Genomic DNA, 20,122 nt, shown 5'->3' on the forward strand with positions numbered 1-20,122 from the left:
TCGGGTGACGAGGGAGCCGGATGCGCGAAGAAGCGTTCAACGACGAGGACGTGGCGGAGTCCGAGCTGGTCACGCGCCGCGGCACGTTCCGCGCGGTGGCGTTCCGCGCCGACGGGCACGAGCACATGGCGCTGGTCTACGGCCGAACGGGCTCGCGGGAGGACGTGCTCGTGCGCGTGCACTCGGAGTGCATGACCGGCGACCTCTTCGGCGCGATGCGCTGCGAGTGCGGCGACCAGCTGGACGCGGCGCTGGACCGGATCGTCGCCGAGGGCGGCGGCATCCTGGTCTACCTGCGCGGCCACGAGGGGCGCGGCATCGGCCTGGTGGCGAAGGTGCGCACCCACGTGCTCCAGGACGAGCAGGGCCTGGACACGCTCGACTCCGCGACCACGCTCGGCCTGCCGGTCGACGTCCGCGACTACTCCCCCGCCGCGCGCATCCTCAAGCACCTCGGCGTCGCGTCCGTGCGGTTGATGTCGAACAACCCGGACAAGGTCCGGGCGCTGGAGGCGGACGGCATCGCGGTCACGGCCCGCGTGCCGCACCTGATGCGGCCCAACCCGCACAACATCGGCTACCTCACCGCGAAGCGCGACCGGCTCGGCCACGACCTGCCGCAGGTGGACCAGCCGGCCCGGTCGGAATACCCCACCGCGCGGTAAGCCGACCGCTCCCGAACCGTGCACGGGGCGTGTGGTGACGCCTGCCGGCGGGGCGCGCGGGTATGGCCAGCCATACCGCGGAGATCCGAGGTCGCACGGTGGGTTCGCGGACGGCGCGGCGGCAGGGTTCCCGGCATGGTGCTGAGGGCGGGAACGCGGGTGGCGACGACGACAGCGGACGTCGTGTGGTTGGACGACGTGACCAAGGTGTACGCGGGACGGGTGCGGGCGCTCGACGGCGTGACGGTCGGGTTCGCGCGGGGGTCGTTCACGGCGGTGATGGGGCCATCGGGATCGGGCAAGTCGACGTTGCTGCACTGCGCGGCCGCGTTGGACCTGCCCACCGGCGGACGCGTCGTGTTGGCCGGGCAGGAAGTCGGCGCGTTGCGCGAACCGAAGTTGACCGCGGTGCGCCGGCGGCACGTCGGGTTCGTGTTCCAGTCGTTCAACCTGGTCGACGCGTTGTCGGTGTGGGACAACGTGCTGCTGCCGCAGCGGTTCGCGGGCGTGCGGCCGGACAAGGCGTGGGCACGGGAGGTGCTGGAGCGGGTCGGGCTCGGTGGCCGGGAACGGTCGAGGCCGGGTGAGCTGTCCGGTGGGCAGCAGCAGCGGGTGGCGTTGGCGCGGGCGTTGGCGGGACGACCGGAGGTGATCTTCGGTGACGAGCCGACCGGCGCGCTGGACCTGTCGACCGGGCGCGAGGTGCTGGGGTTGCTGCGCGGGTTCGTGGACGCCCACGCGGCGACCGTCGTGATGGTCACGCACGACCCGGCTGCGGCGGCGTGGGCGGATCGGGTGGTGTTCCTGGCCGACGGACGGCTCGCCGGCGAGCTGGCCGCACCGACCGCGCAGCAGGTCGCGGCACGGATGACGGAGCTGACCCGATGACGCTGAGGCTGGCGGTCGCCAGCGTGCGACGACGGCTGGGCGCGTTCGTCGGCACGTTCCTGACCGCGTTCCTCGCCGTCGCGCTGATCTCGGGCAGCGGGTCGCTGCTGTACTCGGTGCTGACCGCGGGGCCGGGTGCCGACCGGTTCGCGGGCGTGGACGTCGTGGTCGCGGAGAAGCGGTCGGTGGAGCTGACGACCAGGCACGACAAGGGCGACGAGGTCAAGGAGAAGACCAAGACCGAGCGGTTGACCGGTGCGGTGCCGCTACCGGCCGACCTGGTCGCGGCCGTCGCGGCGACGACCGGCGTCGGTGAAGTGGTGGCCGACTCCGCGTTCCCGGTGGCGTTGGACCTCGAAGGCGTGCCGGTGCGTGCGCCGGAACGTGCCGCGGTCGTCGCGCACGGCTGGGCCTCCGCCCCCTTGACGCCGTACGTCCTGCGCGACGGCACCGCTCCTGCCACCAACGAGGTCGCGGTAGGCGCCGAGCTGGGGTTGACCACCGGCCAGACCGTGGGGCTGACCACGAGAACGGGCACGCGTGACGCGCGGGTATCCGGTGTGGTGACCGGCGGCGTGCCGGGACAAGCGGCGATCTTCGTGGCCGACCGGCAAGTCGGCGAGTGGTCCGGGCTGACCGGCCCCACGGCCATCGCCGTGCAGGTCGTGCCCGGCTTCTCCCCGGACGACGTGGTCTCCGCCCTCGCCGGACTCGGCGCGGGCGTCTTCACCGGCGACGAGAAGGTGCACGGCGACCTCCCGGGCGCGGTGCCGGACTACGTCGGAGCCGTCTCGATCTTCGGGTTCCTGTTGGGCATCACGGGTTTCGCGGCGGTGTTCGTGCTCACCGGCACGGTGTCGCTGGCGGTGCGCCAACGGCTGCGGGAACTGGCCCTGCTGCGCACGGCCGGTGCGACCCCGCGCCAGTTGCGCCGCCTCCTGGCCACGGAGATCACGCTGGTCACGGTGGTGGCGACGGTGCCGGCACTGCCGATCGGCGTGGTGGTGGCGCACGTGGTGGCCGGGCGGTTCCGCGAGCTGGGCGCGGTGCCGGCGCAGTTCACCGTGGCGGTGAACCCGGTGGTGCTGATCGCGTCGGCCGTGCTGGGTCTGCTGGTGACCCGGCTGGCCACGGCCGTGGCCGCACGGCGGGCGGTGCGCATCTCGCCGACGCAGGCGTTGCGCGAGACGGTGACCGACGCACGGGCCGGCCGGGTGCCGAGGGTCGTGGCGGCGGTCGTGTTGACGGCGGGCGCCGTGGCGGTGCTGGGGATCGTGCCGCTGGGCGGGCCGCTCGGCATGGGGATGGGTTTCGTGTCGTGCGCGCTGCTGCTCTGCGCTGCCGCCACGCTCGGACCGATCCTGGTGGGCGGCGTCACGGCGGTCGTGTCGCGGCTCGTCGGGTCGACCGGGGTGCTCGGCCGGGTGGCCGGTGCGATGACCCGGGTCGAGAGCCGTCGGGTGGTGGGGGTGGCGATCCCGTTGACGCTGATGTTCGCGATCAACGCGACCATGCTGGTCAACGGCGACATCCTCGGCGCGGTGACGGCCGAGCAGGAGGCGACGCGCGTCGCACCGGCGACGACTCGCGTCACCGCGTCGAACGCACCCGGCCTGCCGTTGGCCGTCGCGGAACGGGTGGCGGCGCTGCCGTCCGTCACGGGCTCGGCGCTCACCCTCGGCACGCGGGTCGTGGTCGACCAGGACGGCAAGCCGGAGGACTACCCGGCCCAAGGACTGCGGTCGGCCGGTGAGCGCGCGCTCGACCTGGGCGTCACGGCGGGGAACCTGGGCGACGTGGACGGCGGGTCGGTGGCCGTGAGCGCGCCACTGGCCGGGCAGCGCGGCTGGCGGCTCGGCGACCGGCCGACGTTCTGGCTGGCGGACGGCACGCGGGTGGCGTTGCGCGTGGTGGCGGTGTTCGAGCACTGGCGCGGGTTCGGCGACCTGGTGCTGGACGCGGGCCTGGTCGCGGCGCACGACCCGCGGGGGCTGGTCGGCTCGGTCCACCTGCGTGGCGAGCCGGACCTGGCGGGGTTCCCGGTGGTGGCGGCGTCGAACGCCGTGCCGGAGGCGGAGAACCAGCAGGCGGCGTGGGAGTTGATGGTGGCGGTGTCCCTCGGCTTCACGGCGATCGCGGTGGTCAACACGTTCGCCGTCGCCACGGGGGCGCGGCGGCGGGAGTTCGCCGGGTTGCGGTTGGCCGGTGCGACGGCACGGCAGGTGCACCGGCTGCTCGACCGGGAAGCGGTCATCACGGTCGCGGTCGCGCTGGTGCTCGGGTGCGTGATCAGCGGGATCGTGGTCGGGGCGTTCAGCGTGGCGCAGGACGGGCGGTGGCGGATGTTCGCCGATCCCGTGCGGTACCTCGGGATGGTGGCGGGGGTGGGGTTGCTCGGGCTGGTGGCCGGTGCGGTCCCGGCACGCTTGGTGGTCCGGTTCCGCGCCCTGCCTCAGCTAGGTTGACCAGGTGTTTCCCCGAGCGGCCAGGGCGCTGGCCCACCTGCTGGCCGGCCTGGTGACCGGACCCGCCTCGTTCGTGTGGGCGGTGCTGACCACGCTGGCCTGCGGCCTGCTGTCGTTCACCTACCTGGGGCCGCCGGTGTTCCTGGCGGTGACGTGGGTCAGCCGGTGGATCGCCCGGCTGGAGCGGTGGCGGGCCGGGTGGGTGTTGCGGCGCGTGATCGCCGACCCGTACGGGCCGGTGACGGGCACCAACCTGTGGGCGCGGGGGCGTTCGGTGATCCGCGAGCCGGGGACGTGGCGTGACCTGGCGTGGCTGCTGGCGGGGTTCCCGGTCGGGTTGGTGACCGGGGTGGTGGGCGTGGTCGCCGGGGTCGTCGAGCTGGGGGTGCTCCTCGCGCCGGCATGGCTGTGGGCCGTGCCGAACCCGCGCCTGTACCCGGTGGCGGACTGGCTGTTCAACACCGTCGGCGGTCGGTTCACGATGTCGTTGGCGGGTCTGGTGGCGCTGTGGCCGGTGTTGTGGCTGGTGGCGGCCGTGGCACGGGTGCAGGCGTCGATCGCGGCGCGGTTGCTGGACGCCGGGCCGCGGGCGCGGTTGCGGCAGCAGGTCAGCGCGCTGCGGGAGACGCGGCTGCGGGTGGTCGACGCGCAGGCCGCCGAGTTGCAGCGGATCGAGCGGGACCTGCACGACGGCGCGCAGGCCCGGATCGTGGCGGCGGGCATGACGCTGGCGCTGGCCGACCGGAAGCTGCGGGCGGCGGGGTTGGCGGAGGACCCGGCGCGGGCGGACGTGATGAGCGCTCGGCGGCAGTTGGACGACGCCCTGGCCGAGCTGCGGCGGCTGGTGCGCGGGATCTACCCGCCGATCCTGACCGACCGGGGGCTGGTGGCGGCGCTGACGGCGTTGGCGGGTGACGCGCCGTTGACGGTCGTGGTGGAGGCGTCGGACCTGGGCGAGCTGCCGGCGGCGGTCGAGTCGGCGGCGTACTTCGTGGTGGCGGAGGCGTTGGCGAACACCGTGAAGCACGCCGCCGCGGACGAGTGCGTGGTGACGGTGCGCCGGTCGGGTGACGTGCTGGCGCTTGCCGTGCGGGACGACGGGCGCGGCGGCGCGGACCCGTCCGGCTCCGGGTTGGACGGGCTGCGGCGCCGGGTCGAGGCGTTGGACGGCACGATGGAGGTCACCAGTCCACCCGGTGGGCCCACCACCGTCCGAGCGGAGTTCCCGTGCGCATCGTGATCGCCGAAGACCTGCTGCTGCTCCGCGACGGCCTGGTGCGGATGCTGACCGACACCGGGCACACCGTGGTCGCGGCCGTGGACAACGCGCCGGACCTGGAACGCGCCGTGCTGGAGCACCGACCGGATCTGTCCATTGTGGACGTCAGATTGCCGCCGGGTTTCCGGGACGAGGGGCTGCGCGCCGCGTTGTCGGTGCGCGAGCAGGACCCGAAGGCGCCGATCCTGATCCTGTCGCAGTACGTCGAGCGCACGTACGCGACCGAACTCCTGGCAGACGGCAACGGCGCGATCGGCTACCTGCTCAAGGACCGCGTGACGGCGCTGGACGAGTTCCTCGACGCGCTGGAACGCGTGGCCGCCGGCGGCACCGCGATGGACCCGGAGGTGATCCGCCAGCTGTTCGCGCGCAACACCCGCGACCAGCGGATCACCACCCTGACCGCACGGGAGCGCGAGGTCCTGGCGCTGGTGGCGCAGGGCCTGTCCAACTCGGCCATCTGCGCCGAACTCGTCCTCGCGCCGCCGTCGGTGGAGAAGCACATCAGCAACATCCTGACCAAGCTGGACCTGCCACCGGCCGACAACACCCACCGCCGCGTCCGGGCGGTACTGGCCTATCTCAACCAGTGAACTGACCCGATCGGGCGCCACCCCATTAGGGTCAACGGGTGCCTATCGCATTCGACACGACCGGTTTACAGCAACGCGACCAGGCCACGTGGGTGAACCCGGCGAACGGCGACCAGGTCAGCCTCACGTACTTCGACCTGGTGCCGGACCTGCCCGCGTCGTTGGACGACCTGCCGAAGCTGCGGCACGACCTGGCGGTCACCACCGGCCAGGTCGGGTGCCTCATCGAGGCGCACCACGTGCGGCTCGGTGACGTGCCCGCCTTGTTCCAGGTGGTGAAGGTGCCGCTGCCGAACCAGCCGTCCGGGCAGGCGTTCATCGGCTCGTTCACCGTGCCCAAGGCCGGGAGCAGCGCCGTGCTCAAGCTGCAGGCGGTGGAGCGGGGCATGACCGGGATGCGCGAGGCGGTGCTGGTGGCGCAGCTCGGGTTCGAGGACTGGGTGATGCCGCACCCGTACGCGCCGGAGGTGGAGGGGCGTCTGCCGTTCCACCGGGGTGACGACCCGCGGTACGACGCGCAGTTCGCCGACCACCCGCTGTCCCGCGTCCGCGCCTGGGCGCACCACACCATCCGCACCGCGCGCGTCGACCCGCGGTTCGCCGCACTGCCGCCGTTCACGCCCGATCCCGGGCCTGCACCCGCTCCTGCCGTGCCTGAGGTGGGCTCGACGTTGACGACGGTCGTGCCGGGCCTGCCGATCGGCGGCTACCTGCCGTTGTGGATCGACGACGAGTGCACGTTCTGGCGCATGGCGGAGCCGGACGTCGTGCTGGCGAAGTTGGCGCTCGGCGCGCTGGCGCGGACGCCGTTGACCGACCGGCGGTTCCGCGACCTGGTCGCGCTGGACGAGTCGTCGGCCACGATCATGCTGCTCAACCGCTACCGGTCCGAGGACGGTGGTATCGCCAGTGGCACGGCGGGGCTCACACGCGTGACCGGGCTCGAGGCGCACGAGGCGTTGACCACGGACACGTTGCTGGAGGCGTTCCGCTGGATCGGGCGGGTGAGCGTGGCGGCGGCGGAGCGGGGCGAGCACGTCACCGTGGAGCCCGGGACGCACACCGGGGACCTGGCCGAGCCCTACGTGCGGCTGGCCGTGCAGGACGAGCTGTCGATCGCCCGGACCGCACCGACACCGCCCACCGAGACCCCGATGTGGCTGGGCCAGTCCTCGCTGACCTCGCCCGCCACCCGCGAGTCGATCGAGGCGGGCGGCATCCTGGCCATGTACGCGATGAACACGTGGGGCGAACACCCCCTCCGCCTCTGCCTGACCTTCACCCCCCACTAACGCGAGAGTCGTACGTTCAGCGCCCGAGAGTCGTACGTTCACGCACCCTGAATTCAACGCTCACGACGAGCGGCACGTCGGCTGAACGTTGAATTCAGGTGTCGTGAACGTACGACTCTCGACGCGTGAACGTCGGACTCTCGCGGTGGGCGTTTGGGTGAGGTGGGGGCGGCGTGGGAGGCTGGGGGCACACAGCCCGCATCCGGGCTGGTCGCCCACGGTTCACGAATCCGGCCCCGAGCATCGACCGGGCCAACAGTGGACGCCGCATCGGCACGGCACACGGCTCGCACCCGCGTCACGCGGGTTCTCACGGCATCGACGTCCACACCACCGTGTGGCACGCGCGGCCGTCCCGACTCACCCCCAACGGGAGCACGCCATCAGCACCTCCACCTCCCTGCCGCCCGCCGTCCACGCACCCCGGGCGCTCACCGACGTGTACGGCCCCGGCGTCGCCGTCTGCGCACGTCCGGCCGCGAGCACCAGCACCAGCCGGCACCGCAACACCGTCGACGCGCTCTCCGCCCGGCCGATCGCGGTCGCCGGTGACACCCCGGTCATCTGCAGCGCGGGCGGCACGGACCCGGTGCTGCTGGCGCGGCTGCGCGACGGCGGCCTCCCGGTCGGCGACGACCTGCGCGAGTTCCGCGACGAGGCCGGTTTCGCCGACCGCGTCACCGAGGCGATGGCCGATGGCCTGCCGATCGCGATGGAGTACCCCCAGCCGAGCGCGCTGTGCCCGGACGAGCGCATGGTCAAGACCGCCCACCTCGTCGGCTACTTGAACAACAAGGCCACCATCAGCACGTTCGTCGCACCGCGCTTCCACGCCCGGCGCAGCGTCGTGACCCGCGGTGAACTCGTCGGCGCCACGCCCGCGGAGAAGTCCTGGGTGCTCAAGGCCGCCACGAACGACGCCCACGGCGGCAGCCTCGACGTGTACCTGCACGAGGCCGGCGAACAGGTCGCGTTCCCGGCGTTCACCGACCTGCTCGGCGAGTTCGTGGTCGAGGAGTACCTGTACCTCGCGCGCAACTGGGGCGTCCAGCTCTACGTCGGCCCGGACTCGGTGGCACGCCTGCTCGCCGTGACCGAACAGCGCGTCGACGCGACCGGCGTCTACGTCGGCGGCCGGTTCGGGCCGGTCGACCCGCCGCCCGCGGACCTGCTCGCGGAGTGCCTGGCGATCACCCAACGCGCCGCCGACGTCGGCTACCGGGGCCTGTGCAGCCTGGACTGCGCCGAGACCCTCGACGGCCAACTGGTCATGCTCGACCTGAACTTCCGCATCACCAGCGGCTCCATCCCGCTGCTGGCCCTGCGGTCGGTCCGCCCCGACGCACTGGCCGGCTTCGCCGAGTCGGTGAAACTGACCGCCGCCGCACCGCTGGCCGACCTGCTCGCCCACCTCAGCCCGGCCTTGGACGCGGGCGGCGTGCTCGTCACCTCGGGCCACGACAGCACCCGCACCGACGACCCCGTCCTGCTCAGCACCCTGCAACTGCTGGTCCACGGCGACGACCCGGACGACGTCACCGCCCGGCGCAGCGCGCTGGAGGCAATCGCGCGCTGAGTACCGCCCAGCCGGTCCGACTCCGCGTGGCGTGAGCGCTAGGTCGAGGCGCGCACGACCAGCTCGGTCGGCAGGATCGACGCCGCCGGCGGCTCGCCCTGGATCTGGTCCAGCAGCAGGCGCACCATCTCGCGGGTGATGCGCTGGAACGGTTGGCGCACGGTGGTCAGGGCGGGGCGGGTGGAGGTGGCGATGCTGGAGTCGTCGAAACCGCCCACGGCGACGTCCTCGGGTACCCGGCGGCCGGAGTCGTGCAGGACGTTCAGCGCACCCGCCGCCATCAGGTCGGATGCGACGAACACGGCGTCCAGGTCCGGCGCCCGCGAGAGCAGCGCGGCCATCGCCGCCTCACCACCGGCACGGCTGTAGTCGCCGTGCGCGATCAAATCCGGGGAAGCGTCGGCGCCGAGCACGTCCCGGTAGCCGGCCAGCCGTTCGACACCGCCGGGGGTGTCGGGCGGACCGGTGATGGTGGCGATCCGGCGACGTCCGCGTGACCGCAGGTGCTCGACCATCAGCCGGGCACCCGAGCGGTCGTCGGCCGCCGCGTAGGCCACCTGCCCCTCGTGCCCGATCGGCTTGCCGCAGGCCACCACGGGGATCCCCGAGTCGCGCAGCTCCTCCAGCAACGGGTTGCCGGTGTGCGACGACACCAGCAGCACACCGTCCACGTGGCCGGCGGCGATGAAGCGGCTGGTGCGCTTGCGCTCGACCTCCGTGTTGGCGGTCATCAACAGCAGCGGCACGTCGACCTCGGCCAGTTCCTGCGTGCAGCCCTGGAGCAGGATGCTGAAGTTGGGGTCCTCGAACAGCCGCTGTTGCGGTTCGGTGAGCACGAACGCCACCGAGTGCGCGCGCTGCGTGACGAGGCTGCGCGCGGCCGGGTTGGCGACGTACCCGGTGGTCCGCACGGCCTTCAGCACGGCCTCCAGCGCGGCCGGGCTGACGTTGCGACCGCCGTTCAGGGCGCGCGAGACGGTGCCCCGCGACACGCCGGCGGCGGCCGCCACGTCGTGGATGGTCGGCCGGTTGCGCGGCGCCCTGTTCCCGGTCATGACTCCCTCATGCTTTCACCGCTCCGGAGAGCAAGTCGATGCGCCAGTATCGCTGCAACGTGAGGAACAGCGCGATCAGAGGCAGCACCGACACCAGCGAGCCGGTGACGACCAGGGTGTAGAGCGCGGGCGTGGTGTTGCCCTGCTTGAGCATCGTGTACAGCCCGAGCGTGACCGGGAACTTCCCGTCGTCGGCGAGCATGATGTAGGGCAGCATGAAGTTGTTCCAGATCGACACGAACTGGAACAGGAACACCGTGACCAGGCCCGGGACCATCATCGGCAACGCGATGGAACCCAGGATGCGCACCTCGCTCGCACCGTCCGTGCGGGCCGCCTCGACCACGTCCTCCGGCACGGACGCGGCGGCGTAGATGCGGGCCAGGTAGATGCCGTACGGGCTGATCACGCTCGGCAGCAGCACGGACAGGTAGGTGTCGGTCAGCCCGACCTTCGACAGCAGCAGGTACTGCGGGATGGCCAGCACCACCGCGGGCACCAGCACGCCCGCGATCAACGCGTTGAAGATCAGCGCCCGACCCCGGAACGCGTACTTGGCCAACGCGTACCCGGTGACACCCGACAACGCGGCCGACAGCAGCGCACCCACCCCCGCGTACAGCGCCGAGTTGGCCACCCACTGCCAGAACACGCCGCCGCGGTAGCCGTGCAGCTCACCGAGGTTCGCCACCAGCGACGAGCCCACCGACAGCGTCGACGTGGAGAACAGCTCACCGGTGCTCTTGGTCGCCGCGATCAACACCCACGCCACCGGGAACAGGCAGTAAGCCGCACCCAACAACAACACGAACGTCGGCAACCCGCCCAGACGCGCCCTCACCGCTCACCCCCGAACGCCCGCGACCGCGTCACCCGCAGCAGCCCGAACGAGATCACGAACATCGCCAAGGCGATCAGCACCGACGTCGCGGCGGCGGAGTACAGGTCACCGCGGCCGAACGCGTCCTGGTAGACCTTCATCAACGGCGTCCAGGTGAGCGAGAGCGAGTTGGTCAGCGGCGCCAGCGTGGTCGGCTCGGCGAACACCTGCAGCGTCGCGATGATCGAGAACAACGAGGTCAGCACCAGCGCGGGCGCCAGCAGCGGTACCTTGATCCGCACCGCGACCTGCCACGGCGTGCAGCCGTCGATCCGGGCCGCCTCGTACAGGTCGCGCGGGATCGAGCGCAACGCGGTGTAGAGGACGACCATGTTGTAGCCGACACCGCCCCACACCGCGATGTTGGCCAGCGCGAAGTAGATCCCGGTCGGCGACAGCAGGTTCACGTCCTGCAGCGACAGCTCGCGCAGCGCCTGGTTCAACGGGCTGGTGCCCGGCAGGTACAGGAACCCCCACAGCAGCGACGCGATGACACCCGGCACCGCGTACGGCAGGAAGATCGCGATCCGGCTGAACCCGCGGGCCCGCACCCGGTCCTCGTCGAGCAGCAGCGCGAACACCAGCGCCAGCCCCAGCATCGTCGGCACCAGGATCGCGCCGTAGCCGAGCACCCGCAACGCGCCCGCGCCGAGTTCGGAGTCGGTCAGCGCGCGCACGTAGTTGTCCAGGCCGACGAACACCTCGGAACGGCTGCCCTTGCCCAGCCCGAGGCCCTTGACCTCGGTGCGGAACAGGCTCAGGTACACCGTGTAGGCGATCGGCAGCGCGAACACCAGCAGGAACAGCACCACCGCCGGGGCCACGAAGGCGTACGGCGCCACCTTGGGCGCCGCACCACCCCGCCCGGACGACACACGAGTCGTCACGGAACTCAGCCGCCGACCGTGAAGCCGTTGGCCTTCATGTCGTCCACGGTCGCGGCCTGCATCTTCGCCAACGCGGGCACGAGGTCGCCGCCGGAGCTGATCGCCTCGCCCATCGCGTTCTTGTACGCGGTGTAGGTGACGTTGACGTTCGGCCCCCACGTGAAGCCGGACGACGTGGCGGCGATCTTCGCGGCCTGGCTGTAGAAGTCCGGCTGGTTCGCGAAGAACGACGGCGGCTGGGACTGCGCCTCCTGCGCCGACGTCGCCGCCGGGTAGATGCCGCTCTCCTTGACCAGCAGCTCGACCGCGGCCGGGTCGGTGTTGAGCCAGACGGCGAACTCGGTGGCCGCCTTCTGCTTCTTCGACCCCGCGGTCACGGCCGTGGTCGAACCGCCCCAGTTGCCGGTGCGCGGCTTGGCGGCGTCCCACTGCGGCATCGGGGCCATCGCCCACTTGCCGGCCGTGCCCTCCGCGTTGCCCTTGAGCACGCCCGGCGCCCACACCGCGCTCAGCCAGCCGATCTGCACGCCGTCGTTGAGCGCCTTGTTCCACTCGGGCGTGTACATCGGGGACTTGTCGATCGAGCCCTCGGCGATCAGGCCGCTCCAGTACTGCGCGACCTTCCTGGTCGCGGCGTCGTCCACGGAGACCTTCCACGCGTCGCCGTCGACCGACCACCACGAGCCGCCCGCCTGCTGCACGAGTCCCGCGAACCAGCCGGGGTCGTTGGCCGAGAACGTGCCGAGGAACCTGTCCGGCGCCTTGGCCCGCAGGTCGCGGGCGGTCTGCGCGTACTCGTCCCAGGTGGTCGGCACCTTCAGGCCGTACTGCTCGAACAGGTCGGCGCGGTAGTAGAACATCATCGGGCCGGAGTCCTGGGGCACGGCGTAGACACCGCTGCCGCCGAGCGTCACCTGGTCCCAGATGCCGGGCGCGAACTTGTCCTTGACGGCCGCGGCGCCCTCGGAGATGTCGGCCAGCACGTCGTTGCTGACCAGCGTGGGCAGCGCCTGGAACTCCACCTGCGCCAGGTCCGGCGGGTTGCCGCCCTTCGCGCTGGTCAGGAGCTTGGTCACCAGGTCATCGCCCTGGGCCTGCTTGCTCACCACGACCTTGGCGTCGGGGTGGCTCGCGTTCCACTTGTCGACGACCTTGTCGATGTCGGGCGCCCAGGCCCAGAAGGACAGTTCGACCGGGCCGTCTGCAGTCTGCTCGGTGCCGCCGCCGCAACCGGCGAGCAGGGCGAGGCCGAGGCCGAGTGCCAGGGCCTTCTTCGCGATGTCGAGTCGCATGAGGTCTCCGGGGGTTCCGCGTCGCTGACGCCGCTGCCAGCGAGAACCGCGCTGTGAACGTGCACAGTAGTTGACTCGTGTTCGAGCCTGTCAACCACTTGACGGCCCCTCTTATCTGCACCGTAATCTGCGAGGAGACCGTGCACGTTCACAGCCACTGGAGTGTTCATGACGTTTGTGGTGCCTCGCCAGGCCGGCGAACGGGCCCTGGGTGACCCGTTCGCACCGCGGATGCCGGTAGGCGTGGACGGCCTCGTCTACGGCGGGGACTACAACCCCGAGCAGTGGCCGGAAGAGGTGTGGGTCGAGGACGTCGAGCTGATGCGGCAGGCCGGGGTGAACCTGGTCAGCGTGGCCATCCACGCCTGGGCGCTGCTGGAGCCGCGGCCCGGCGAGTTCGACTTCGGCTGGCTGGACCGGCTGCTCGACCTGCTGCACGGTGCCGGCATCGCGGTCAACCTGGCCACGCCGACCGTCGTGCCGCCCGCCTGGCTCTACCGCGCGCACCCGGAGATCCGGCCGGTCACGAAGGACGGCACGGAGCTGGAACGCGGGTCGCGGGCGACGTTCTGCCCCAGCGCCCCCGCCTACCGCCAGGCCGCCGCGTCGATCACCCGGCAGCTCGGCGCCCGCTACGGCGACCACCCGGCGGTGGCGCTGTGGCACGTGCACAACGAGTACGGCGCACCGGTCGGCGCGTGCTACTGCCCCGAGTCGGCCACGGCGTTCCGGCGCTGGCTGCGGGCCCGGCACGGCTCGCTGGACGCGCTCAACGAGGCCTGGGGCACGAGCTTCTGGGGCCAGCGCTACGGCGAGTGGGCCGAGATCGAGCCGCCGCGGGTGTCCGGCACGACCGGCAACCCGGCGCACGAGCTGGACTACGCCCGGTTCTGCTCGGACGAGCTGCTGGCCTGCTACACCGCCGAGCGCGACATCCTGCGGCAGCACTCGACCGTGCCGATCACCACGAACTTCATGACCACCAACTGCAAGTCGATCGACTACTGGCGGTGGGGCCGCGAGGTCGACGTGGTGGCCAACGACCACTACCTGACCGCCGAGGCCGACCGCAACCACATCGACCTGGCCATGTCGGCGGACCTGACCCGCGCGGTGGCGGGCGGTCGGCCGTGGATGCTGATGGAGCACTCCACCGGCGCGGTGAACTGGCAGCCGCGCAACCTGGCCAAGCGGCCCGGCGAGATGCGCCGCAACAGCCTGGCGCACGTGGCCCGCGGCGCGGACGCGGTGATGTTCTTCCAGTGGCGCGCCTCCCGCTTCGGCGCGGAGAAGTTCCACTCGGCGATGCTGCCCCACTCGGGCACCCGCAGCCGGCTGTGGCAGGAGGTCGTGCGGCTGGGCGGCGACCTCGGCGCGCTGCACGAGGTGCGCGGCAGCCTGGTGCGCGCCGACGTCGCCGTGCTGTGGGACTGGGAGTCGTGGTGGGCGCTGGAGCTGGACTGGCGGCCTTCGGTGGACCTGTCCTACCGGGAACGCGTCGGCGCGTTCTACGAGCAGCTGTGGGACGCCCGGCTGACCGTGGACTTCGTCGCACCGGAGGCCGACCTGAGCGGCTACCGGCTGGTCGTGGTGCCCTCGCTGTACCTGACCTCGACGCCGGCGGCGAAGGTGCTGCACGACTACGTGGCCGGTGGCGGCACGCTCGTCGTCTCGTACTTCTCCGGCATCGTCGACGGCAACGACGCCGTGCACCCCGGCGGGCACCCCGGTGCGCTGCGGGACGTGCTGGGGCTGGAGGTCGAGGAGTTCCTGCCGCTGCGCGCCGGCGAGGAGGTCGCGCTGGACGGCGGGCTGCGCGGTGACGTGTGGGCCGAGCACGTCCGCTTGGAGGGCGCGGAGGCCGTGCACTCCTATGTGGACGGCCCGGCGGCCGGTGGCCCGGCGGTGACCAGGCACCGGCTCGGCGCGGGCACCGCCTGGTACGTCTCGACCCGGCTGCGCGGCGCGGCGCTCGACCGGGTGCTGCGCGAGGTGTACCCGGCAGCGGGCGTGGAGGTGCGCGACGACCTGCCGCGTGACGTGGAGGTGGTGCGCCGCCGCGGCGCCGACGCCGACTACCTGTTCGTGCTCAACCACACCGACGCCGACGTGCGCCTGGCCGCGTCCGGCACGGAGCTGCTCACCGGCGAGCAGTGCGAGTCCGAGCTGCACGTGCCCGCGGGCGGCACGGCGGTGCTCAAGTCCTGACCGGCAGGCTTCGGCCGGGTGCCTCCCCCGCACCCGGCCGGAGCTTCCGTCGACCACTACCCCCGTGCGCGCGGTACTGCGCTTTCCGTAGTACCATCCATCGCACACCACCGGGGAGAAGTGCATGGACACCAGCCAGCTGCTCAAGGGGGTGCTGGACCTCGCCGTCCTTGCCGTGCTGCGCAAGGAGGACGGGTACGGCTACGACGTGCTGCGCAGACTCCGCCAGGGCGGCTTGGACGGCGTCGGCGACGCGTCGGTCTACGGCACCCTGCGCCGGCTCTACAACGCCGGACTGCTCACGTCGTACGTCGTGCCCAGCGAAGAGGGCCCGCACCGCAAGTACTACAGCCTCAACGAGCCGGGCCGGGAACGGCTCGTCGAATCGGGCCAGACCTGGAAGTCGTTCGCGCGGGCGTTGGACGACCTGTTGGGGGAGGGTGCATGAACACGCAGACGAACACCGAGGTCAAGCACTACCTGGACGGCATGCGCGAGGCACTGGCCGACCTGCCCGCCGCCGAGGTCGCCGAGATCATGGACGACGCCGGCGCGCACGTGGTCGAGGTCGCCGAGGAGATGGGCGACGAGTTCTCGCTGGCCGCCCTGATCGACCGGTTGGGCACTCCGCGCGCGTACGCCGAGGAACTGCGTGCCGCGGCCGGCTACCCCTCCCCCACGTCCACCGCCGCGGACACCGGCGGCGACCGGCTGGTGTTCCCGGCCCGGTTCGCGCTGTGGAGCCTGGTGGCCGGCACGGTGATGGCGTTCGGCTTCGCCGTCACCCGCGGCGACGCCCTGGAGGTGACCGTGCTCGTCGGCCTCTGCGCCGCGGCGGCCACCCTGCTGGTGTTCCGGCAGAAGGGCCTGCTCACCGCGATCACGCGGCTGCCGGAGACCGTCGCCATCAGGGACGCGCTGACCAAGGTCCTCAAGTCCGACCTGGGCAAGGCGTTCGAGTCACTGCGGGTCTTCCAGCCGGTGTGGTGGATCGGCCGCGCCCTGCTCATCGCCGCGGGTGGCACGCTGGTCTACCGGCCGGACCTCATGTTCGTGCTCGCCCTGGCGCTGGCCGCGCTGTCGCTGTTCGCCGGCCCGAAGGCGAGGACCGACCGCCGCTGGCTGTGGATCAGCCTGCCCGCGACCGGGTTCGCCCTGGGCGTCCTGCTGGCCGTCCTCAGCGCGCTGGTCCTGCGCTTCGACACCTACCCGATCAGCGCCCCGGTCTCCTACACCCCGTCGCCGCCGACCCGCCACAACATCTACGTGTTCGACAAGGACGGCAAGCCGCTGACCGACGTCCACCTCTACGACGAAGAGGGCCGCCCGCTCAACGCGACGTGGTACGGCTGCACCGGCGCCGACCGCCACGACAACCGCTACCCCCGCCCCCGCGTGGTCCACGACGAACGCGGCTGCCACGAAGAACCGGGCGTCCCGTTCACCGTCGTCATGCCCACCCTGCCGACCACCACCACCGCGCCACCGTCGACCGTCACCCAGTCCCCCGCACCGACCACCCCGATCCCGTCGACCACGACCCCACCGACGACGGCCACGACCACCGGCTGACGTGACGGCGCCCCGTCACCAGGGGGTCGGCGGGGCGGTCGAGTCGCGGACGACCAGGGCGGTCGGCAGTTCGACGTGGTCGGTGGTCGGGGGGTGGCCGGCGATCAGGTCGGCCAGCATCCAGCCCGCCTGCCTGCCCATCGCGGCGAGTGGTTGGCGGACGGTGGTCAGGGCGGGGGTGCAGCGGCGGGCCGCGGGTAGGTCGTCGAAGCCCACGACGCTGAGGTCACCGGGTGTCGACAGGCCAGCGGCGCGGGCTGCTTCGACCACGCCGAGGGCCTGCTCGTCGTTGGCCGCGAAGACCGCGGTCGGCCGGTCGGGCAGGCGCAGCAGGACCTCCGCCTCCCGCCGGCCGCCCTCACGGGTGAAGTCGGCGTGGCGCACCAGCGCGGTGTCGAAGGCGATACCGGCGCGGTCGAGGGCGAACCGGTAGCCGTCCACCCGGGCACGGCTGCACAGCACGTCACGCGGACCGCCGACGACGCCGATCCGCCGGTGCCCCAGCGACAGCAGGTGCTTCACCGCCGTGACACCGCCCGCCCGGTTGGTGGCGGCGACGCTGAGCAGGTCCGGCGTACCCGCGGCGACCGGGTCGATGTGCACCAGCGGCACCCCGGCGCGCGCGAACACCCGCTCCTCGGCGACGCTGATCGGGCACGTCACCAGCAGCACGCCGGCACGCCGCGCCTCGACCACGTCGGCGGCCCAGGACGTGCCGCGACCGACCGCCGAGGACATCACCACGTCCAGCCCGGAGTCCACGACGCCCCACATCACCTCCATGGCCCACGCGCTGTTCAGGGCGGGGAAGACCAGCTCCACCACCGGCGCGGGAGGGTGCGGCCGGTCGTTCCGCGCCCGGCGCACGACGCACGTGCGTTCGAGGATCTTCAGCGCGCTCACGGTCCGACACTATCGGAAATCCAGCGAAACACAACGATGCCCTGAACTGCAACGATTCACCAGAAGAGGCGGAGGCCCCTGCTTCGAAGCACCGGTGGAAGGACCCGGTTTCGCAAAAGTTTCGAAAGCCTGGGCTGCCTGGCAGAATCCCCACCGTCCGAAGTCGACGGTGGGAGGCCCGCGGTGAAGTACCTGATGCTGATCTACGGCAACGAGCAGGTGTGGAACAGCGTGGACGCGCAGGAGTTCGCGAAGCTGGTCGCCGACGTGGACGCGTTCAACGCGGACCTGCGCGAGTCCGGCGAGCTCGTCGACTCGCAGGGCCTGGTGTCCCGCCCGCGGGCGGTGCGCGTGGTCGACGAGGCGCCCGTCGTCACGGACGGCCCGTACCTGGAGGCCAAGGAGTACGTCGGCTCCTACTTCGTGGTCGACGTCGACAGCGAGCAGCGGGCGCTGGAGATCGCGCGGTCCTACCCGGCCCTGCGCTACAGCCGCGGCCTGGGCGGCGGGCTCGAGGTGTGGCCGCTGATGGCACAGGGCGGCGGCGACCTTTGACCTCCGACCGCGAGCCGGTCGAGCACGTCCTGCGCGCGTTGACGCCACGGGTGCTCGGCACCCTCGTGCGCCGGCACGGCGACTTCGCGCGCTGCGAGGACGCGGTGCAGGAAGCGTTGATCGACGCCGCCGGAGCGTGGTCCCGCGACGGCGTCCCCGAACACCCCCTCGGCTGGCTCACCACGGTCGCCGCCCGCCGGTACGTCGACCTGGTGCGGTCCGACGCCGCCCGGGAACGCCGCGAGCACGCGCTGTTCGACGCCGTGCCGCGCGACGAGCTGCTCGCACCGCCGCCGGACGCCGAGCCCGCGCGTGACGACCTGCTGGAACTGCTGTTCCTGTGCTGCCACCCCGCGCTGACCGCGCCGTCGCAGATGGCGCTGACGCTGCGCGCCGTGGCCGGGCTGACCACCACCGAGATCGCCGCCGCGTTCCTGGTGCCGGACAAGACGATGGGCCAGCGGATCTCCCGCGCCAAGCAGCGGCTGCTGGAGGCGGGTGCCCGGTTCGAGCTGCCCGCCGACCGCGAACGGGCACTCGCGGTCGTGCTGCACGTGCTGTACCTGCTGTTCAACGAGGGCTACAGCGCCAGCGCCGGCCCCCGGCTGCGCCGGCCCGACCTGACCGGCCAGGCGCTGAGGCTCACCCGCGAGCTGCACCACCGGCTGCCCGACTCCGGCGAGACCACCGGCCTGCTGGCGTTGATGCTGCTCACGGAGGCACGCGGCGCCGCGCGCACCGACGCGGACGGCATGCTGGTCCCGTTGGCCGAACAGGACCGGACGCGGTGGGACCGCGCGGCGATCGCCGAGGGCACCGAGCTGGTGACCCGCAGCCTGGCGGCCCACCCGGTCGGCCCGTACCAGGTGCAGGCGGCGATCGCGGCCGTGCACAGCGAGGCGGCCACGGCCGAGGACACCGACTGGCCGCAGGTCCTCGCGCTGTACGACGTGCTGGAACGCCTGGCACCCAGCTCGGTCACCGCGCTGAACCGGGCCGTGGCCCTGGGCGAGGTCCGCGGTCCGCGTGCCGCGCTGGACGTCCTCGCCGAGCTGGAACGCGGCGCTCTCGCCGGCCACCACCGGCTGTTCGCCGTGCGCGCCCACCTCCTCGAACGGGCGGGTGACCTCGCCGCCGCCGGCGAGGCGTTCCGGGAGGCCGCCCGACTGGCCGGCAACGTCGCCGAGCAGCGGTTCCTCCTGCGCCGGGCGGCCCGCTGCGCGTCCGCCGAAGATTTTTCCGGGTCGACGTAGAAATCCCCTCGACGGCTCCGATCCCCTCCCGAGCGGCCCCGTGGGGTGTCGCCGGGAGGAAGGACCAGCATGACCAAGGTGACCGCGCAGCTGTCGGTGTCCCTCGACGGTTTCTACGCCGGACCGCGCCACGACGGTGCCGGCGACTGGCTGGCGTCGGTGGAGGCGGCGGCGTTCTTCCGCGTCACCCGCTGGGCGATCAGCGCGATGTCGTGGCGGGAGCGGCAGGGCTTCGCGGGCGGCGAGCGCGACCTCAACTCCGACGTCATCCAGGAGAACTTCGACGCCGCTGGCGCGTACGTGATGGGTCGGCGGATGGCCGATGGCGGCGAGGTGCCGTGGGGCGAGGAGCCGCCGTTCCGCGCGCCCGTGTTCGTGGTGACCCACCGGCCGCGGCAGAAGCTGGAGCGCAAGGGCGGCACCAGCTTCACGTACGTCACCGATGGCGTCGCGAGCGCGGTGGAGCAGGCCAAGGCCGTGGCGGGCGGCAAGGACGTCGCCGTGGCGGGCGGTGGCTCGCTGGTCCGCCAGGTCCTGGCCGCCGGCCTGCTGGAGGAGCTGGAGCTGCACATCGTCCCGGTGGTCCTCGGCACCGGCCTGCGCCTGCTGGACGCCGACCTCGGCCTGGGCCACAAGGAGGGCATCGAGCTGACGCCGATCCGCGTCCTGCACGCCCCGGACGTCACCCACGTCCGCTACGCCGTCCAGGGCCGCGCCCCACTCGTCCTGGACGACCGGGGACGCGGCGACGGGCAGTGA

At 72.3% G+C, this 20,122-nt stretch carries 18 protein-coding genes; 13 read left to right on the forward strand and 5 right to left on the reverse strand.

The genetic code is table 11. The features are described from left to right. Positions 1–20 precede the first annotated feature (20 nt). From B0I31_RS11705 to B0I31_RS11735, 7 genes are all read left to right on the forward strand, one after another. Positions 21–665 carry a GTP cyclohydrolase II gene (locus B0I31_RS11705; protein WP_106615315.1) on the forward strand — a complete coding sequence of 215 codons (645 nt, stop codon included), beginning with the start codon at positions 21–23 and terminating at the stop codon, positions 663–665. A 135-nt stretch (positions 666–800) separates the two neighbouring features. After that, the gene (locus B0I31_RS11710) at positions 801–1,553 is read left to right on the forward strand and encodes an ABC transporter ATP-binding protein (RefSeq protein ID WP_106615316.1); all 753 of its coding nucleotides are present in this window, start codon (positions 801–803) and stop codon (positions 1,551–1,553) included. Then, on the forward strand, positions 1,550–4,018 hold the full coding sequence (locus B0I31_RS42550; protein ID WP_106615317.1) for an FtsX-like permease family protein: 2,469 nt from the start codon (positions 1,550–1,552) through the stop codon (positions 4,016–4,018). The genes B0I31_RS11710 and B0I31_RS42550 overlap by 4 nt, the downstream gene beginning before the upstream one ends. A gap of 4 nt (positions 4,019–4,022) precedes the next feature. Continuing rightward, positions 4,023–5,258: a sensor histidine kinase gene (locus B0I31_RS11720; RefSeq protein WP_106615318.1), complete on the forward strand. Its 1,236-nt coding sequence runs from the start codon at positions 4,023–4,025 to the stop codon at positions 5,256–5,258. Beyond that, positions 5,246–5,890: a response regulator transcription factor gene (locus tag B0I31_RS11725; RefSeq protein ID WP_106615319.1), complete on the forward strand. Its 645-nt coding sequence runs from the start codon at positions 5,246–5,248 to the stop codon at positions 5,888–5,890. The genes B0I31_RS11720 and B0I31_RS11725 overlap by 13 nt, the downstream gene beginning before the upstream one ends. Positions 5,891–5,928: 38 nt before the next feature. Then, positions 5,929–7,182, forward strand: a complete 1,254-nt coding sequence (locus B0I31_RS41175; RefSeq protein WP_219910663.1) for a hypothetical protein — start codon at positions 5,929–5,931, stop codon at positions 7,180–7,182. Between the two features lie 337 nt (positions 7,183–7,519). Then, a complete protein-coding gene (locus B0I31_RS11735) occupies positions 7,520–8,758 on the forward strand; it encodes a hypothetical protein (protein WP_106615320.1) in 1,239 nt (412 codons plus the stop codon). Positions 8,759–8,796: 38 nt separating this feature from the next. Here B0I31_RS11735 and B0I31_RS11740 read toward each other — a convergent pair whose 3' ends face one another. The 4 genes from B0I31_RS11740 to B0I31_RS11755 are packed head-to-tail and all read right to left on the reverse strand — an operon-like array spanning position 8,797 to position 12,872. Next, entirely contained in the window at positions 8,797–9,813 is a 1,017-nt protein-coding gene (locus B0I31_RS11740; RefSeq protein ID WP_106615321.1) for a LacI family DNA-binding transcriptional regulator, read from the reverse strand. Between the two features lie 7 nt (positions 9,814–9,820). Beyond that, entirely contained in the window at positions 9,821–10,654 is an 834-nt protein-coding gene (locus tag B0I31_RS11745; protein ID WP_106615322.1) for a carbohydrate ABC transporter permease, read from the reverse strand. Continuing rightward, entirely contained in the window at positions 10,651–11,580 is a 930-nt protein-coding gene (locus B0I31_RS11750; protein WP_219910664.1) for a carbohydrate ABC transporter permease, read from the reverse strand. Before B0I31_RS11750 ends, B0I31_RS11745 begins: the two co-directional genes overlap by 4 nt. A 5-nt stretch (positions 11,581–11,585) precedes the next feature. After that, a complete protein-coding gene (locus tag B0I31_RS11755; RefSeq protein ID WP_106615324.1) occupies positions 11,586–12,872 on the reverse strand; it encodes an extracellular solute-binding protein in 1,287 nt (428 codons plus the stop codon). Between the two features lie 168 nt (positions 12,873–13,040). Here B0I31_RS11755 and B0I31_RS11760 point away from each other — a divergent pair, with 168 nt between their 5' ends. From B0I31_RS11760 to B0I31_RS11770, 3 genes are all read left to right on the forward strand, one after another. Beyond that, the gene (locus tag B0I31_RS11760; protein ID WP_106615455.1) at positions 13,041–15,080 is read left to right on the forward strand and encodes a beta-galactosidase; all 2,040 of its coding nucleotides are present in this window, start codon (positions 13,041–13,043) and stop codon (positions 15,078–15,080) included. A gap of 124 nt (positions 15,081–15,204) precedes the next feature. Next, on the forward strand, positions 15,205–15,528 hold the full coding sequence (locus B0I31_RS11765; RefSeq protein WP_073888934.1) for a PadR family transcriptional regulator: 324 nt from the start codon (positions 15,205–15,207) through the stop codon (positions 15,526–15,528). Continuing rightward, positions 15,525–16,652 (forward strand): HAAS signaling domain-containing protein, encoded by a 1,128-nt coding sequence (locus B0I31_RS11770; protein WP_106615325.1) that lies wholly within the window; start codon positions 15,525–15,527, stop codon positions 16,650–16,652. Before B0I31_RS11765 ends, B0I31_RS11770 begins: the two co-directional genes overlap by 4 nt. Before the next feature lie 15 nt (positions 16,653–16,667). Here B0I31_RS11770 and B0I31_RS11775 read toward each other — a convergent pair whose 3' ends face one another. Beyond that, a complete protein-coding gene (locus B0I31_RS11775) occupies positions 16,668–17,555 on the reverse strand; it encodes a substrate-binding domain-containing protein (RefSeq protein WP_245949815.1) in 888 nt (295 codons plus the stop codon). 183 nt (positions 17,556–17,738) lie between these two features. On the opposite strand from B0I31_RS11775, the gene B0I31_RS11780 reads away from it, so the two are divergent. From B0I31_RS11780 to B0I31_RS11790, 3 genes are all read left to right on the forward strand, one after another. Next, a complete protein-coding gene (locus B0I31_RS11780) occupies positions 17,739–18,110 on the forward strand; it encodes a YciI family protein (protein WP_106615326.1) in 372 nt (123 codons plus the stop codon). Next, the gene (locus B0I31_RS11785; RefSeq protein ID WP_106615327.1) at positions 18,107–19,363 is read left to right on the forward strand and encodes an RNA polymerase sigma factor; all 1,257 of its coding nucleotides are present in this window, start codon (positions 18,107–18,109) and stop codon (positions 19,361–19,363) included. The genes B0I31_RS11780 and B0I31_RS11785 overlap by 4 nt, the downstream gene beginning before the upstream one ends. Before the next feature lie 69 nt (positions 19,364–19,432). Next, on the forward strand, positions 19,433–20,122 hold the full coding sequence (locus B0I31_RS11790; protein ID WP_106615328.1) for a dihydrofolate reductase family protein: 690 nt from the start codon (positions 19,433–19,435) through the stop codon (positions 20,120–20,122).

This window comes from Saccharothrix carnea, assembly GCF_003014735.1.
Lineage (GTDB): Bacteria > Actinomycetota > Actinomycetes > Mycobacteriales > Pseudonocardiaceae > Actinosynnema > Actinosynnema carneum.